Source organism: Rhodococcus gannanensis, assembly GCF_042681175.1.
Lineage (GTDB): Bacteria > Actinomycetota > Actinomycetes > Mycobacteriales > Mycobacteriaceae > Rhodococcus_G > Rhodococcus_G gannanensis.
The window spans coordinates 707,139-722,849 of sequence record NZ_JBHUFB010000010.1; the positions used below are offsets into that span (position 1 = coordinate 707,139).

The following is a 15,711-nucleotide window of genomic DNA, read 5'->3' on the forward strand; positions in this document are numbered from 1 at the left end:
GCCAGCCTATAGAACGGCGGTTCGGCGGCGTCGCGGGTGCTGCGGCTAGGCTGACGTCCCGTGCGCGCGCTGCTGATCGTCAACCCGAACGCGACCTCGACCACCCCGGCGGCGCGGGACCTGCTCGCTCACGCGCTCTCCAGCCAGGTGCAGGTACGCGTGGTGCAGACCACCCACCGCGGACACGCCGCGGAGCTGGCCCGGCGCGCCCACCTCGACGGCACCGGGCTGATCATCGTGCACGGCGGCGACGGGACCGTCAACGAAGTGGTGAACGGCCTCCTCGGCGCTCCGGAGCCCGCCGCCATGAGCGACCTGACCATCGGGCCGATCCCGCTTCTCGCGGTCGTTCCCGGAGGGTCGGCGAACGTCTTCGCCCGCTCGCTCGGCATCGACCCCGATCCGGTGGTCGCGACGAACCAGCTGATCGAACTGCTCGAACTCCGCGAGCGCAGGAAGATCGGACTCGCACACTGCGACGGTCGCTGGTTCACGTTCAACGCCGGCCTCGGGCTCGACGCCCAGGTGTGCGAGGCGATCGACGTCGCTCGCGCCAAGGGCCACGCCGCGACACCGACCCGCTACGTGCGCACGGCGGTGCGCGCCTTCTTCCGCGCGAGCGGCCACGAACCCACGTTGACGGTGGAGGTCCCCGGGCACGATCCCGTCGACGGTGTGCACTACGCGTTCGTCTCGAACTCGAGCCCGTGGACGTATCTGAACCGGCGCCCCGTTGCGGTGAATCCGGACACCGGTTTCGACACCGGCCTCGGTGTCTTCGCGATGCGGTCGATGAGCGTGGCAGCGAGCCTGCCGGTTGTTCGTCAGCTCCTCACCCCCGGCTCGAACCCCAAGTCCCGCAATCTTTTTCGCATCGACGACACACCGCGGGTCCGCATCACCTCGAGCGCACCGATCGGGCTGCAGATGGACGGCGACTACATCGGCAAGCGCACCGAGGTCGAGTTCGTCTCCGTGCGGGACGCACTGACGGTGATCGCCCCGAGCCGGGGCTGAGTCGGCCGACACAACCGGGGCTAACACCCCGCGAACAACGGTCGTGCCGAGCGAACCGCGTCCGACACGACGCCATCGCCGGACGTTCCCTTGGAGAAAGTTCAGAAAAAGCGTACTCCCATACTGCAAAGTTGTCGTCAGCGGGGTACAAAGTAATGCAGACCACATCGGGTGACCGGCAATAGTGAGTTACCCCACGGACGGGCCATTTTCTATTGACTTCCTGCGCGTTCGTGAAAGCATTCACAAGCAACAGCGCGGAAACATTTGGTCCTCTGCGCATGAACTACGCGAGACGGTTCGGTGTCACGACACGCGAATCGCAGGTGCTCGAAGCACCACCACCGACAACACACGACACGGTGCAGACATGCACCCGGTAAAGGAGCAGAAGGATGGACTGGCGCCACAAGGCAATCTGTCGGGACGAGGACCCGGAGTTGTTCTTCCCTGTGGGCAACAGTGGACCGGCCATCGCTCAGATCGCGGACGCCAAGCTGGTGTGCAACCGCTGCCCGGTGACCGCCGACTGCCTCTCGTGGGCACTCGAGTCCGGTCAGGACGCGGGCGTCTGGGGCGGCATGAGCGAGGACGAGCGTCGCGCGCTGAAGCGTCGCAACGCACGCACCCGGGCCCGCAGCGCGGTCTGACACCCCGAACCACGACTGGGGCCCGGCACCGAAAGGTGCCGGGCCCCAGTCGTGTTCGCGTTGCAGGTGCGACGCCCGCACGGACGCTTCACCGTTCGCGCGCGAACCCGGGACGACTCAGATCCGCGCGGGAGCGCGGCGGCCCAGCGGAACCCGGAGTTCGGCGTCCGTGCCACCTCCCGGCGCGGGCCGGATCCCCAGTGTCCCGCCCAGTTCCGCGGACACGAGGGTCCGGACGATCTGCAGTCCGAGACTGTCGGACTTCTCGAGGCTGAAGTCCACGGGCAGCCCGGCGCCGTCGTCGTGGATCACGACGTCGAGCCACCGCGCGGACCGCGTCGCCCGGAGCGTCACCGTGCCGCTCTGCCCCGACTCGTAGCCGTGCTCGAACGCGTTCTGTACCAATTCCGTCAGGACCATCACGAGTGGCGTCGCCCGCTCCGCCGGGAAGACACCGAAGCTGCCGACCCGGCGCATCTGCACCGCGCTGTTGACGACCGCGACATCGGCCATGATCGGCACCAACCGGTCGACGAGCTCGTCGAGGTTGACCTCCTCGTCGACGGACATCGACAGGATGTCGTGCACGAGGGCGATCGACGTCACCCGGCGCACCGACTCGGTGAGCGCCTGCCGCGCCTCCTCGTGCTGCGTGCGACGTGCCTGCAGACGCAGCAGGGCGGCAACGGTCTGGAGGTTGTTCTTCACCCGGTGGTGGATCTCCCGGATCGTCGCGTCCTTGCTGAGCAGCGCCCGGTCGCGGCGCTTGACCTCGGTGACGTCGCGGATCAGCACCACCGCGCCCGCGGGCTGGCCACCCGGCCGGAGCACCAACGTCCGCAACAGGACGATCGCACCCCGCGCCTCCACCTCCATCCGCTTGCCCGCCTTGCCGGCGAGCGCCTCACGGATGTCGGTCGCGACGTCCTGCGCGTCGAACGGGTCGGTGACGAGGGTCCGCGTCACCGAGGCGAGGTCACCACCCTTGAGGGTCGTCGTCGTCAGCCCCATCCGGTGATAGGCCGACAACGCGTTCGGGCTCGCGTAGACGACCGTGCCGTCCGGATCGAGCCGAATGAAGCCGTCACCCGCCCGAGGGCTCGACAGGATCTCTCCGTGCTCCTCAGGGGTCGGGAAGGTGCCCTCGCTGATCATCTGGCACAGCTCCGCGGCGCAGTCGAGGTACGCGACCTCGAGCGGGCTCGACTGCCGCTGCTGCGCGGGGTTCGTGTCACGACTGAGGACGGCGATCACGTCGCCGTTGCAGCGAACCGGGATCGCCTCGCGGCGCACCGGCACCTCCGCATCGTGCGGATCGTCGGGCAACCGCACGATCCGCCACTCCGTCAGTGCCTGACGCACGTGCGGGTGCCGGACCGCCGACACCTGCCAGCCGACGGCGTCCTCCGCGAACACCGTCGGTGCGGTCGTCGGCCGGCACTGCGCGACGCACACGAGGTCCGTTCCCGGTTCGGAATCCGCGCCGACGTCGGTCGGCACCCAGAGCAGCACGTCGGCGAACGACAGGTCCGCCAGCAGCTGCCACTCCCCGACCACCCGTTGCAGGTGGTCGACGGCATCTCCGGGCAGATCGGTGTGCTCGGCGAGAAGATCGCTCAGTGTCGACATGAGGACGCTGCCGGGAAGGTCAGGAGATCACGGCGATGAGGTCACCCTGCTGGATGACGTCGCCCACGGCGACGTCGACGGAGGCAACGGTGCCGTCCACCTCCGCGATCACCGGGATCTCCATCTTCATCGACTCCAGGATCACGAGGGTGTCACCCTCCTTGACCTCGTCGCCCGGGGTGACGACCACCTGGAAAACCGTGGAAACCATCTCGGCGCGCACGTCCTCGGCCATGGAGTACCTCACTTGTGTCGACCTGCCAATGAAGGAACAGCCAACCACACATGGAACAATGGGCAGGAGCTGGTTCGCAAAGAAGGGAGACAACCATGGGTAAGCGTGGTCGCAAGAAGCGCAGCCGCAAGGGCAGCGCCGCAAACCACGGCAAGCGTCCCAACGCCTGAGCGTTGTAGACAAAGCCTCCACAGGGCCGGACACCTTCGGGTGTCCGGCCCTGTTGTCGTCTCCCGGGCCCGCGTCCGGACGAATCCGTCGATTCACCCTTCCGGCCACCGCGAGCGGAGCTATCGTTCCGCGCCAGAGTCGGGGGACCAATCAGTATGTTTCGTTGTCGCCACGTCCGCCGCCTCCCGACAGTTCGCCGAACGACCCTCCAGGAGCGCCCGTGCCCCGCACTTCCCGACGCCGACGCGGCGCCGCCGCCCGCATTGCCACGGCCGCAGCGGCCGCAACACTGCTCGCCGCGGGCGTCACCGGCACCGCGACAGCCCAATCCGCCGGCACCGGGTCTGCAACGAGCACCGAGCGGGCAACCACAACCCATGACAACCTCACCGTCACCCACGAAATCGTTGGCGGGAACACCGGATTCCTCGGCGACACGATCCACGTCCGCACCACGGTCTCCGCCACCGACGGACCCGCACGCCAGATCACCGGAATCTGGGAATCCGTGAGGGACACCTTCGACTGCTACGGACACTGGACCAACAAGCGGTCGGCGTCCATGACGTACACCAACGCGGCAGGCGAACGCGTCACCGACGCGATGCCCTCCTCCACCCCCGCGGCCGGCTCGTGGAGAGTCGACCCCGTCGCCGGCAGCACCGTCGTCTACGACAGTGTCCGCACGTTCGCGTACGGGCCGGGAGGAGCGCAGGCGGGCTGCTCCGTGGGGGTCAGGACAGTCCCGATCGGCATGGACACCCGGGTGGTGGTCCACAGCGACGGACTCGATCCCCTCGACTGGAACCCGACCGGCGTTACCCTGACCTGCGCCCTCGGCTGCAGATTCGACAACCCGGCCGGATCGGTCGAGGGAATCTTCGGCAGCTGACCCATCCGGCTTCTCCCCCGTGCCGACGGATTCGGGGCACCGTAACGCGCACGCAGGGCCGGACACCTCCGGGTGCCCGGCCCTATGTCCTCCCGGGCAGGCGCCTGGACGAATCGGTCGATTCGCAGTCGCGACCACAGCGATCGGACTATCGTTCCGCGCCAGAGTCGGGGGACCAATCAGTATGTTTTCGCGATCGCGCATCCGTGACGCATGGGCCACCGCTCCTCACATCGGACCACCACGAACCCAGGAGAGCCAGTGACCCACATTTCCCGACGCGGCTCCGCCCGCCGCGCCGTCGCCCGCCTCGTCACCGCCGGTGCCGCCGTCGCACTGCTCGCCGCGAGCGTCACCGGTGTCGCCGCAGCCCAATCCGCGGACCTCGTCTTCGGGTCCGCCGCGGCCGTCCAGGGCCACGACTCAACCGCGACTCACGCCACGACGACGTACGAGAACCTGACCGTCACTCACGAAATCATCGGCAACAACCTCGGAATGCTCGGCGACACGATCAGGTACCGCACAACGATCTCCGCCACCGACGGCCCGGCGCGACAGATCAACGAGATCGACTGGCACGCATTCCAGAAGGACTGCACCGGCTACCACCATTGGCAGGTCGTCCGCTCCGGGACGGTGACGTACACCAACGACGCGGGTGAACGGGTTACCGAACCCAGTTCCGGTGACGCATCGGGATCGTGGACGGTCGACCCCGCGAATGACACCACCGTCGTCCAGGACCTCGTCGTTGAGCTTTTCGACCCCAATGTCGGACCCGCAGTCGGATGCGGCCGCGCCGCGGCGGCGCAGTCATTCGTCGCCACCCCCGCAAACGGATTCAACCTGGGCAACTCACTCACCATCGGCGCAGACGGGCTCGACGACTTCCGCTGGTCCCCGACCGGCGTCACCGTGACATGCGTCCTCGACTGCCAGATCCCTGGCCTCGCCGCCCTGGGCGCCGCCTTCGGAAGCTGAACAGTCTGCTCCCCGCTGTGAGTGCCGGCGGTGTGGAAGACAGGGCGGGCACAGCTCCGCGTGTTCCTGTCCACAACCACTCCGGTGACGAACACGTGCCGCCGCCACCGCACTTCTCGCCGCCTCCACGGCCGGCTTCACGACCACCCGGTCCGCTCGAAACCAGGGATCCCCGATGACAAGGTCCACACACACCCGTCACGTCTTCGCCGCCGCCGCGACCGTGGCCCTTCTGGTCACCGGAATGCACGCGACCGGCGTCGCCACCGCGCAGAGCGGATCATCCGATGCCGTTCACGTCGTCACCGGCAACGACCCCGACCTCTCCAGATCAGCCACCGTCACCGTCGACAACGTGACCGTCACCCGGGAAGTCTTGGGACCCAACGTCGCCGGACCCGGCGGAAAGATCACGTTCCGCACGACGTTCGCCGTCAGCGACGGCCCCGCCCGCACCATCACCCGCTACGTCGACCACCCGCAGGGCATGACCTACGTTTCGGACAGCGCGCACGTCACCTACTCCGAACCGGGAGGGACAAAGGTCACCGAGTCACTCACGCCGGTTCCGGGTCACATTCCCACCCTCACCGGCCCCGGAAGCCTCGCCGGAATGCTCGTCTCCGACATCGAGTGGCCGATCCCCACGGGCTCGACAGTGATCGTCGACATCTCGTACCGCTGGTTGGATGCGCTGAATCCTTCGTTCGAAGGGTACGTCGGCGTCCGAACCGGTGTCACCGCCGACATCTCGGGACTCGGAACCCAGCAGTGGCCGCACATGAGCGTGGAGGCGTCGTGCGTCAACGCCTGCCACCCTCAGATGTTCCCGTTCGCCAGCTGAACACCACGAAACACGCTACTCCACAACATTATTCACACCGCGCATGCAGAGGGAGAGAAGATGTTCGGTGACATGCCACGGGTACGACGAAAAGCGCGCACCTTCGCCGCACTCGCGGCAGGCGTCCTGGCCGCCGCCATGAGCATAATGAGCATCACCGGCACGGCCACCGCCGCCGACACAGGTTCCGTCGGCGGCGACCGTACAGAGGTCACCACCCACGGCAACCTCACCATCACCGACGCCGTAGTCGGCCCCGCGGTCGGTTTCAACGGCGACACCGTCACCTTCCGCACCACTGTCTCCGCGACCGAGGGCACCGGCGAGGTCACGAGCTTCTTCGACCAAGGACTCCAGCCGAGCACGGCCGACCACCTGACGTTCAGGTCCGGCACCGTCACCTACACCGATCCCACCGGCCAACGAGTGACCATCCCAGCGGTACACGGCGGCCAGGATCCGAACTACACCTTGTCCCCACTTGCCACCCTGCTCGGACCGTGGCAGCTGAACGCCGCAACCGGTGCCACGGTCGTGTACGAGTCGACATTCGTCTTCAGCAATGGTCGCTGTTTCAGCTGCATGTTCGGCCCTGGCGATCTGGACGACGTTCGCCATTGGGTGGGAGTCAAGGCAACCGGGCTCGACATGGTGCACGTGAGCGGACCACGAGTGACGTGCCTTCTCGGATGCATCGGCTTCCAATGACTCGACGTAACTCCACTTCCCACTGAAACATCCAGGACCGGAACACGACGCTTGTTCCCGCCCTCGCGTTGTCACGCATTTCTGTCCCGGGTCGAGCCGGGTGTTGATCGGACATCGTTCGGGAGGCGGATTCCCACAATTCGGACGTCTGCGCCTGCAGCCGACCACTACCCTACCGGTCACCCTGCACCCTCCCCCCGACGAGGACCGACGATGACCCGTCCCGCGCTCGCCCCAACCTGCGGCCGCCGCCATCGTGATGAGCGGCGCCCCCGCCGCCGGCGCCGCGGCCGCCCAGAGTGGATCGTCGGACCTCCTCCCCGCAGTCACGGGTCGGGGTCCCGATCCACCGCGGTCCACCGCTGTCACCGTCGACAACGTTGCCGTCACCCGGGAAGTGGTGGGTCCCAATGTGGCCGGTGCCGGCGAGAAGATCGGTTTCCGAACAACTTTCGCAGCAGCCGTCGGCCCCGATCGCTCGATCACCCGCTACGTCGACCACCCGCAGTTCATGACCTACGTCCCGAACAGCGCTCGGGTCACCTACACCAGGCCGGACGGAACCCGCGTCATCGAGATGTTCACGCCCGTCGAGGAACTGGTACCGGAACCCGAGCCTCCTCGGTGCTGGTGCGACCCGTTGTGGTCGCGTTCACAGCAGGGACGGAGCCGCGTCGAGATTCTCGACATCACCGTGTCGGAATCTCTCCGGCGCAAAGGTGGAGCCGGCCATCATCTACGGCACCACCGTCGCCCGCTGCGGGCGGTACACGGGAGCGTCGACGTCCACGCCGAACTGATCGTCGAGGTCGACGGCCTCGGCACCCTCGCATGGTCCCCGACCATCAATGTGACCTGCGCCCTCGACTGCCGAATATCCGGCTCTGCTTGGCGTCCGAACCGCGACGGATCTGTGAATCCACCCGCCTGGCCACCGCGAACCGCGCTATCGTTCCGGGCCAGAGTCGGGGGACCAATCAGTATGTTTCGGTTTCGCCGGGTGCCCGGCTCCTGACTGACAGTCCACGGACGAACACCCCCAGGAGAGCCAGTGCCCCACACCTCCCGGCGCGTGCGCCACACCGCCGCCCGCATCACCACCGCAGCGGCGGCCGCCGCGCTGCTCGCCGCCGGCGCCACCGGCCTCGCCACCGCTCAATCCTCCGATGCAGTCGCACCCGGCCACGACGCCACCGCGACCCATTCGACGACGACACACGGCAACCTCACGATCACCCACGAGGTCATCGGCCCGAACATCGGCTTCTACGGCGACGAAATCCACTACCGCACAACTATCTCCGCAACCGAGGGCCCCGCCCGGCAGGTCACCGCGATCAATCAGCTCAACGAGAACGGCGGGTGCACCGGCCACGACTGGACCGTCCCGATTTCCGGGACGGTGACGTACACCAACCAGGCGGGTGCACGCGTCACCGACTCGACAAGCCTGTACGACGGCGCAGCGGGCTCGTGGACGGTCGACCGCACCACTGATTCCACCGTCGTCTACGACACCGTCTACGAGTTCTACAACCCGAGCCTTGGAATCGGAACCGGATGCGGCAGAATGGCCGACCCCGAAACCCGTGCCGACACAGGCGAGGCGGGCGAGCGGGGCCTGAACCTGGACGCCGCCCTGCGCGTCGAAGCAGACGGCCTCGACACCCTGTACTGGTCCCCGACCGGAGTCACCGTGAGCTGCGCGCTGAGCTGCGATTTCCTCTTCCCCGCGAGCCTCTTCTTCGGGAGCTGAACACCAAACACGTCACGACTCGAGGCGCTGCGGTCACCACGGGCCGACACCGGCGTCGAAGCCGTGCGGGCGACGCACCGCCGGTCCACGGCTCAGGCGCCTGGCCCACGATCCGTGGATTCCGGGGTGAGGAGTTGCTCCGACAACATCTCCAACGCCTGCCTGGCGTAGCCGCGCCACATCGAGGTGAGGAGCGGCATCACGAGGACCCCGACACCCTTCGGGTGCAGGACCCATCGCCATGTGACGAGAGTTCCGGTGCCCTTCGGGGCGAACTCCCAGCTTCCGTCGATGGTGTCGACCAGCGGTCTCAGCGGACCCGTGATGTTGCTGAGCCGGTAGCCGAACGACCGCGGGGAATCGACCACGGTCAGCAGTTCCCGCATGGTTCCACCATCAGTGGTGACGACGGTGCGCGATTGTCCGACGTGGCTCCAGATTCCATCCTGCTCGACCCGCTTGATCGGAGGAAGGAGGCCGTAGCGCCGAGAGAAGATCGACGTCAGCGGGATCGGGAGGGTCAAATCGAAGGCTCGCTGGAGCGTGACCGGAATCGCGCGCGACTGCTCGACAACGACCGCAGTGGACATTGGTCGAGACTACCGCCGCCGGTACCCGGTTGCATGGCGCCGACGACCCCGCGCGGTCTCGTGGTCCGCGAGAACAACGACGGGCCGGGACACGGCAATGTCCCGGCCCGCTCGCGTTCGCTGCTACTGACCCGGGTCGATCCGGGTGACGATCGTGGTCTGGCTCAACTGGATTCGCAGCCGCTGCCGCAGACCGTCCGGGGCGTGCTCGCCGCCGCACTTGCGGGCGATCAGCGACTTCACCTTCGCCTCGATGCCGTATGCCTCGAAGCAGGAACCGCAGTCCTCCATGTGCTGCTTGATCCGGGCCCGGGCACGGTCGTCGCACTCGTTGTCGAGCATCAGCCAGACGTCGGCGATCACCGCGGAGCAGTCGAGCTGCTCGAATTCGTTCTGCTCGGTCACCGGGACGCCTCCTGGTCCGGTCCGGTGGTGGCCGCGGCCTTCTCCGCGGCACCTCGGTTGAATCCTCGTTCGCGCGCCACGTCGGCGAGCAGGCCACGCAACTGCTTGCGGCCACGGTGCAGCCGCGACATCACGGTCCCGATCGGAGTGCCCATGATCTCGGCGATCTCCTTGTACGGGAAACCCTCGACGTCCGCGTAGTAGACGGCCATCCGGAACTCCTCCGGCAACTGCTGGAGCGCGTTCTTGATTTCGTCGTCCGGGAGCGCATCCAGCGCCTCCACCTCGGCGGACCGCAGTCCCTGCGAGGTGTGCTCGGCCGTCGCGGCGAGCTGCCAGTCGGTGATCTCGTCCGTCGGGTACTGCGCCGGCTGGCGCTGCTTCTTGCGGTACGAGTTGATGTAGGTGTTCGTGAGGATGCGGTACAGCCACGCCTTGAGGTTGGTACCGGCCTTGAAGGACCGGAACGCGGAGTACGCCTTGACGTACGTCTCCTGCACCAAGTCCTCGGCGTCGGCCGGATTCCGCGTCATGCGCAGCGCAGCGCCGTAGAGCTGGTCGAGCAGCGGCAACGCATCACGTTCGAAACGTTCCGTCAGCTGGGCCTCGGACTCTTCGACCCCGGCGTCGACAGGCACGGCATCGGCCTGTCCGGCCGCGCCGCTGTCTCGGGGTTCGCTCGGGTCGGTGGGCACGGTGATCCCTTCGCTCTGGTCGGAGATCCAGGCTACCGCCACACCGCCTCCGACACCGCGACCCGCACCCCCGTCGACGGGACGCTCCAGGCACTTCACCGACACCGGCAACTCCTCTCGACACGAACCAGTGCCCGGTGCAACACACCCGTTACGCCGACTGTTCCCGGCCGTCCTAGTGTGTTCGGTCATGGCAGGCAGCGCGACACCCGCAACCCAGGCACTGGCCAAGGCCAAGGTTCCGCACCAGGTCCACAGCTACGAGCACGACCCCGGCAGCGCCTCGTACGGCACCGAAGCCGTCGACGCGCTCGCCGGCGCCCTCGGACTCGAGTCCGGGCAGATCTTCAAGACGCTGGTGATCAAGACCTCCGACGGCAAGCTCGCCGTCGCGGTGCTGCCGGTCCCCGAGAAGCTGTCGCTCAAGGCCGCGGCCGCCGCGCTCGGCACAGGGAAGGCGGTGATGGCGGACCAGGCGGAGGCCCAGCGCTCCACCGGCTACGTCCTCGGCGGGATCTCCCCCCTGGGTCAACGCAAGAAGTTGCCGACGGTGATCGACTCGTCTGCGGTGACCTGGGACCGGGTGCTGTGCAGCGCAGGCAGGCGCGGGCTGGAGATCGATCTCGACCCGAACGACCTGGTGCGGCTCACGGGAGCGGTTCTGGCACCGATCACCGCAGGGTGACCGATCGGAATAACTCGTCGCCCAGGCATCGTTACAACGGGTAATCGATTCTGCCTGCGTACGAAAGCGAGTACCTCGTGAGCGTTCCCCTGTCCATCCTCGACCTGGCACAGATCGGAACCGGAGAGACCTCCCGGGACAGCCTCCTCGCCAGCACGCAGATGGCCCAGGCCGCCGAACGCCAGGGATACCACCGGATCTGGTACGCCGAGCACCACAACATGCCCGCGATCGCCTCGTCCGCGACGAGTGTACTGATCGCGCACATCGCCGCGAACACCGAGACCATCCGACTCGGATCGGGCGGGGTCATGCTTCCCAACCATTCGCCACTGACCATCGCCGAGCAGTTCGGCACCCTCGCCGAGCTGCATCCCGGTCGCATCGACCTCGGACTCGGTCGCGCCCCGGGCAGTGATCAGCAGACGATGCGCGCTCTGCGCCGCGACCCGTCGTCCGCGGACTCGTTCCCCCAGGACGTCCTCGAACTGCAGGGCTACCTCACCGGGCCGTCCCGCATTCCCGGGGTCGAGGCCACCCCGGGTCGGGGCACCAACGTGCCGCTGTACCTCCTCGGCTCGTCGCTGTTCGGCGCGAAGCTCGCCGCCATGCTCGGCCTCCCGTACGCATTCGCCTCGCACTTCGCGCCGAACGCCCTGGAAGATGCGATCGCCATCTACCGGCGCGAGTTCCGGCCGTCCGCACAATTGGCGGAACCGTACGTGATGGCCGCCGTCAACGTCATCGCCGCCGACACCGAGGACGAGGCGCAGCGCCTGTTCACCGCGACGAAGCGTCATCGCGTCGCACTGTTCGTCGGCCGAGGCCGCACCTTCACACCCGAAGAGCTCGACATGGTGCTCGAGTCACCCGCAGGCCGGCAGGTGCTGGGGATGCTCAAGTACACCGCCGTCGGCACCCCCCGACAGGTCCGTGACTACCTCGACTCCTTCACCGAACTCACCGGCGCCGACGAGTTGATCGTCGCGTCCTCCGCTGTCGAGCGGCCCGCATGGCTGCGCTCGCTCGAACTGGTCGCCGAGGTCAGCAACCTGACGGCGCTCGCCCGCTGACCCTGCCGACATCTCCCGAATGTCTCGTCCGGTCGGTCTGACCGACCGGACGAGACATTCGGGGAACAGCGGGTGGGTCGGTCACGGTCACAGCAGGGTGATCTGCTCCCCGACTGCGGAGCCGGGCGGCGCGGCCGGGGCGACGAGGTCCGGGCCGTCGTTGCGCACGCTGTTGACGCGGTTCGACACCGTGCGGATCTCGATTCCCGCCGCGAGCGACTCCGACACCCCCGACGCCAGCAGGTCCGTCGGAACGTCGGCATCCGGATCGAGCCAGGGGTCCCAGTGCTCTCGGGGCAGGATCAGCGGCATCCGGTCGTGCACGGACGTCAGCTCCCCGACGGCGTCGGTCGTCAGGATCGTGCAGCTGAGCAGCGGCGCCGCGTCTCCGGGCGGGTGCCACACCGACCACAGTCCCGCCATGAACAACGTGGACCCGTCGGCGGGCGTCATGAAGTGCGGCACCTTGACCGCCTTGCCCGCGGCAGTCGGTTCGGTGGTCCACTCGTACCAGCCGTCCATCGGCACCAGCGCCCGCTTCGCCTTGACGGACGCCCGGAACGCGGGCTTCTCCGCGGCGGTGTCGGCGCGCGCGTTGAACAGCGGAGCCGACCGGACCGGGGCGCCGTCCTCGCCGGGCTTCGTCCACGGGGGAACCAGACCCCATCTCATCCGCCTGATCCTCCGCGTGGGCGGGTCGTCGGGGTGTTCGCGGTCGTGACGGGCCACGACGGCGAGCACCGGGTCGGTCGGCGCGACGTTGTACCGTTCCGTCGGCTGCGCCGGCGCGGAGCCGGTTTCGTCGAGTGCGTCGATGTCCACGGCGAGGAGCGCCGGGTCGACGGTGGTCGCATATCTCCCGCACATGCATCCATGATGACCCGCACCTCCGACATGCGGCAGCGCCCGAAGCGACGACATCCGTCGCGGCCGCCGCACCGGTCCCACCCCCGATGCGGGAAGATGGACGCCGTGAGTCTGTGGAGAGCACCCTTGGCCGAATCGCCCGTGCACGCGACGGTGACCCTGCCCGGGTCGAAATCCATCACGAACCGGGCACTGATCCTGGCGGCGCTGGCATCGGGACCGTCGACGGTCACCGGGGCGCTGCGCAGCCGCGACACCGACCTGATGATCGCGGGACTGCGCTCGCTCGGCGTCGGGATCACCGTGGTCGACTCCCCCACCACGCTGCGCGTCACCCCGGGAACACTGCACTCGGCGACCGTCGACTGCGGTCTGGCGGGAACGGTCATGCGATTCCTCCCCTCGGTCGCGGCGCTCGCGGACGGCACCGTCGCGTTCGACGGCGACGAGCAGGCACGCACCCGGCCGCTCGCGACCGTCCTCGACGCGCTGCGCGGGCTCGGCGCGGACATCGACGGCGCGGGACTGCCGTTCACCGTGCACGGTCGCGGCGGGCTGCGCGGCGGCACCGTGACGATCGACGCGTCCGGCTCGTCCCAGTTCGTCTCGGGTCTGCTGCTGTCGGCGGCGCGCTTCGACGAGGGCGTCACGGTCCGGCACGACGGCAGTTCACTGCCGTCGATGCCGCACATCGACATGACCGTCGAGATGCTGCGCGACGCGGGTGTCACGGTCCTGACACCGGCCGACAGCGGCGAGATGGACACCTGGAAGGTGCTGCCGGGCACCGTGACTCCGGTCGACTGGGTGATCGAGCCGGACCTGTCGAACGCGACCCCGTTCCTCGCCGCGGCCGCGGTCACCGGCGGAACCGTCTCGGTGCCACTGTGGCCGTCGTCGACGACGCAGCCGGGAGACGCCTTCCGTGGCATCCTCACCGACATGGGAGCGACAGTCTCCCTTCAGGATTCGCTCCTCACCGTCGCCGGACCCGAGAAGCTGTGCGGCATCGACGTGGATCTCCACGACATCGGCGAGTTGACACCCACGGTCGCGGCGCTGGCCGCACTCGCGGACGGACCGTCGGTCCTGCGGGGCATCGCGCACCTGCGCGGACACGAAACCGACCGTCTCGCAGCGCTGTCCACCGAGATCAACCGGCTCGGCGGTTCGGTGACCGAGACCGAGGACGGACTGCGAATCGATCCGGCCCCCCTGCACGGGGGCACCTGGGGGTCCTACGCCGACCACCGTATGGCGACCGCGGGCGCGATCATCGGACTCGTGGTGGACGGCGTCGACGTCGACGACGTCGGCACCACAGCGAAGACGCTCCCCGGCTTCGAGAACATGTGGACCGCGATGCTCGAGCCCACGGAGACATCGGAGCCGGCCCAGCCGGAGGCAGCCGAGCCGGGGGCGCGGTCCTGAGCCGGCGGCGGTACGACGAGTCGGACGTCCGGATCCGGCCCGGCAAGGGATCGCGGCCGAGGACGAAGAACCGGCCGGACCACGCCCACGCCGAGGAGGCGATGGTGGTCTCCGTCGACCGCGGGCGCTGGGGCTGTGTCCTCGGCGGTGACCCGAACCGGCCGGTGGTCACCATGCGGGCCCGCGAACTCGGCCGTACACCGATCGTGGTGGGCGACCGCGTCGGAGTCGTCGGGGACGTGTCGGGCCGTGTGGACACCCTCGCCCGCATCGTGAGGGTCGAGGACCGGACCACCGTCCTGCGGCGCACCGCCGACGACACCGACCCCTACGAGCGGGTCGTCGTCGCCAACGCCTCACAGCTGCTGATCGTGGTGGCGCTGGCGGATCCGCCACCCCGGACGGGCTTCGTCGAGCGCGCACTGGTCGCCGCGTACGTCGGCGGCCTGGAGCCGATTCTCTGCCTGACCAAGGGCGACCTGGCGGATCACCGCGAGTTCGCGGCCGCGTTCGCCGATCTCGACGTCCCGGTGGTGCTGGCAGGCACCTCCGAACCGATCGACGCGCTGCGCGGCATCCTGGCGGGCAAGCTCACCGCACTGATCGGACACTCGGGTGTCGGCAAGTCGACCCTCGTCAACCGCCTTGTCCCCGAAGCGGATCGGGCCACCGGCGTGGTGTCCGGGGTCGGCAAGGGCCGGCACACCTCGACGCAGTCGGTCGCCCTCCCCCTACCCGAGACCGACGGCGGGCCCGAGGGCGGACCGCGCGGCTGGGTCGTCGACACACCCGGCATCCGTTCGTTCGGACTCGCGCACATCTCCCCCGACGACGTGATGGGCGCCTTCACCGATCTCGCGGCGGCCACCGAGGACTGCCCCCGCGGCTGCACCCACCTCGGCCCGCCCGCGGACCCCGAGTGCGCCCTCGACCGACTCGACGGACAGGCGGCGCGGCGAGCAGGTGCGGTTCGCCAGCTCCTGGTCGCGCTGTCGTCCAACGAAGCCTGGTAGGTCACGTTTCGGACAATTCCGCGCGGGCACACGAAACATGCTCGCAATCGTTTTACGCTGTATTGG

18 protein-coding genes are annotated in these 15,711 nt (G+C 68.3%); 12 read left to right on the forward strand and 6 right to left on the reverse strand.

The features are described from left to right. Nucleotides 1-60 precede the first annotated feature (60 nt). Nucleotides 61-1,017 (forward strand): diacylglycerol/lipid kinase family protein, encoded by a 957-nt coding sequence (locus ACFSJG_RS14370; protein WP_378485866.1) that lies wholly within the window; start codon nt 61-63, stop codon nt 1,015-1,017. 395 nt (nt 1,018-1,412) lie between these two features. Then, nucleotides 1,413-1,667 (forward strand): WhiB family transcriptional regulator, encoded by a 255-nt coding sequence (locus ACFSJG_RS14375; protein WP_007537924.1) that lies wholly within the window; start codon nt 1,413-1,415, stop codon nt 1,665-1,667. Nucleotides 1,668-1,784: 117 nt separating this feature from the next. On the opposite strand, the gene ACFSJG_RS14380 is transcribed toward ACFSJG_RS14375, so the two are convergent. Then, complete coding sequence (locus ACFSJG_RS14380; RefSeq protein WP_378485867.1) at nt 1,785-3,296, reverse strand: sensor histidine kinase; 1,512 nt, start codon at nt 3,294-3,296, stop codon at nt 1,785-1,787. Between the two features lie 19 nt (nt 3,297-3,315). Continuing rightward, the gene (locus ACFSJG_RS14385) at nt 3,316-3,531 is read right to left on the reverse strand and encodes a biotin/lipoyl-binding carrier protein (protein ID WP_378485868.1); all 216 of its coding nucleotides are present in this window, start codon (nt 3,529-3,531) and stop codon (nt 3,316-3,318) included. Nucleotides 3,532-3,626: 95 nt separating this feature from the next. Here ACFSJG_RS14385 and ACFSJG_RS14390 point away from each other — a divergent pair, with 95 nt between their 5' ends. The 6 genes from ACFSJG_RS14390 to ACFSJG_RS14415 all read left to right on the forward strand — a co-directional run bounded on the left by ACFSJG_RS14390 (nt 3,627) and on the right by ACFSJG_RS14415 (nt 8,886). Then, nucleotides 3,627-3,701: a 50S ribosomal protein bL37 gene (locus ACFSJG_RS14390; RefSeq protein WP_095887907.1), complete on the forward strand. Its 75-nt coding sequence runs from the start codon at nt 3,627-3,629 to the stop codon at nt 3,699-3,701. Between the two features lie 221 nt (nt 3,702-3,922). Next, nucleotides 3,923-4,594 carry a hypothetical protein gene (locus tag ACFSJG_RS14395; protein WP_378485869.1) on the forward strand — a complete coding sequence of 224 codons (672 nt, stop codon included), beginning with the start codon at nt 3,923-3,925 and terminating at the stop codon, nt 4,592-4,594. A gap of 261 nt (nt 4,595-4,855) precedes the next feature. Next, nucleotides 4,856-5,578 (forward strand): hypothetical protein, encoded by a 723-nt coding sequence (locus ACFSJG_RS14400; RefSeq protein WP_378485870.1) that lies wholly within the window; start codon nt 4,856-4,858, stop codon nt 5,576-5,578. Between the two features lie 175 nt (nt 5,579-5,753). Then, on the forward strand, nt 5,754-6,422 hold the full coding sequence (locus ACFSJG_RS14405; RefSeq protein ID WP_378485871.1) for a hypothetical protein: 669 nt from the start codon (nt 5,754-5,756) through the stop codon (nt 6,420-6,422). Between the two features lie 60 nt (nt 6,423-6,482). Further along, complete coding sequence (locus ACFSJG_RS14410) at nt 6,483-7,130, forward strand: hypothetical protein (protein ID WP_378485872.1); 648 nt, start codon at nt 6,483-6,485, stop codon at nt 7,128-7,130. A gap of 1,051 nt (nt 7,131-8,181) precedes the next feature. Continuing rightward, nucleotides 8,182-8,886 (forward strand): hypothetical protein, encoded by a 705-nt coding sequence (locus tag ACFSJG_RS14415; protein WP_378485873.1) that lies wholly within the window; start codon nt 8,182-8,184, stop codon nt 8,884-8,886. Between the two features lie 92 nt (nt 8,887-8,978). Here ACFSJG_RS14415 and ACFSJG_RS14420 read toward each other — a convergent pair whose 3' ends face one another. The 3 genes from ACFSJG_RS14420 to ACFSJG_RS14430 form a co-directional block, all read right to left on the reverse strand. Further along, nucleotides 8,979-9,476 (reverse strand): SRPBCC family protein, encoded by a 498-nt coding sequence (locus ACFSJG_RS14420; protein ID WP_378485874.1) that lies wholly within the window; start codon nt 9,474-9,476, stop codon nt 8,979-8,981. Between the two features lie 123 nt (nt 9,477-9,599). Continuing rightward, the gene (gene rsrA / locus ACFSJG_RS14425; protein ID WP_378485875.1) at nt 9,600-9,881 is read right to left on the reverse strand and encodes a mycothiol system anti-sigma-R factor; all 282 of its coding nucleotides are present in this window, start codon (nt 9,879-9,881) and stop codon (nt 9,600-9,602) included. Further along, complete coding sequence (locus ACFSJG_RS14430) at nt 9,878-10,519, reverse strand: sigma-70 family RNA polymerase sigma factor (RefSeq protein WP_378485996.1); 642 nt, start codon at nt 10,517-10,519, stop codon at nt 9,878-9,880. The genes rsrA and ACFSJG_RS14430 overlap by 4 nt, the downstream gene beginning before the upstream one ends. 247 nt (nt 10,520-10,766) lie before the next feature. Between ACFSJG_RS14430 and ybaK the strand changes: the two genes are divergently transcribed. Both ybaK and ACFSJG_RS14440 read left to right on the forward strand, forming a co-directional pair. Further along, nucleotides 10,767-11,261, forward strand: coding sequence for a Cys-tRNA(Pro) deacylase (gene ybaK / locus ACFSJG_RS14435; protein ID WP_378485876.1), 495 nt, complete (start codon nt 10,767-10,769; stop codon nt 11,259-11,261). 77 nt (nt 11,262-11,338) lie between these two features. Continuing rightward, the gene (locus ACFSJG_RS14440) at nt 11,339-12,334 is read left to right on the forward strand and encodes an LLM class flavin-dependent oxidoreductase (RefSeq protein WP_378485877.1); all 996 of its coding nucleotides are present in this window, start codon (nt 11,339-11,341) and stop codon (nt 12,332-12,334) included. An 87-nt stretch (nt 12,335-12,421) separates the two neighbouring features. On the opposite strand, the gene ACFSJG_RS14445 is transcribed toward ACFSJG_RS14440, so the two are convergent. After that, nucleotides 12,422-13,201 carry an SOS response-associated peptidase gene (locus tag ACFSJG_RS14445; protein WP_378485878.1) on the reverse strand — a complete coding sequence of 260 codons (780 nt, stop codon included), beginning with the start codon at nt 13,199-13,201 and terminating at the stop codon, nt 12,422-12,424. A 96-nt stretch (nt 13,202-13,297) separates the two neighbouring features. Here ACFSJG_RS14445 and aroA point away from each other — a divergent pair, with 96 nt between their 5' ends. Next, nucleotides 13,298-14,632 carry a 3-phosphoshikimate 1-carboxyvinyltransferase gene (gene aroA, locus ACFSJG_RS14450; protein ID WP_378485879.1) on the forward strand — a complete coding sequence of 445 codons (1,335 nt, stop codon included), beginning with the start codon at nt 13,298-13,300 and terminating at the stop codon, nt 14,630-14,632. After that, nucleotides 14,629-15,645, forward strand: a complete 1,017-nt coding sequence (gene rsgA / locus ACFSJG_RS14455; RefSeq protein WP_378485997.1) for a ribosome small subunit-dependent GTPase A — start codon at nt 14,629-14,631, stop codon at nt 15,643-15,645. The genes aroA and rsgA overlap by 4 nt, the downstream gene beginning before the upstream one ends. The last annotated feature ends 66 nt before the right edge of the window (nt 15,646-15,711 follow it).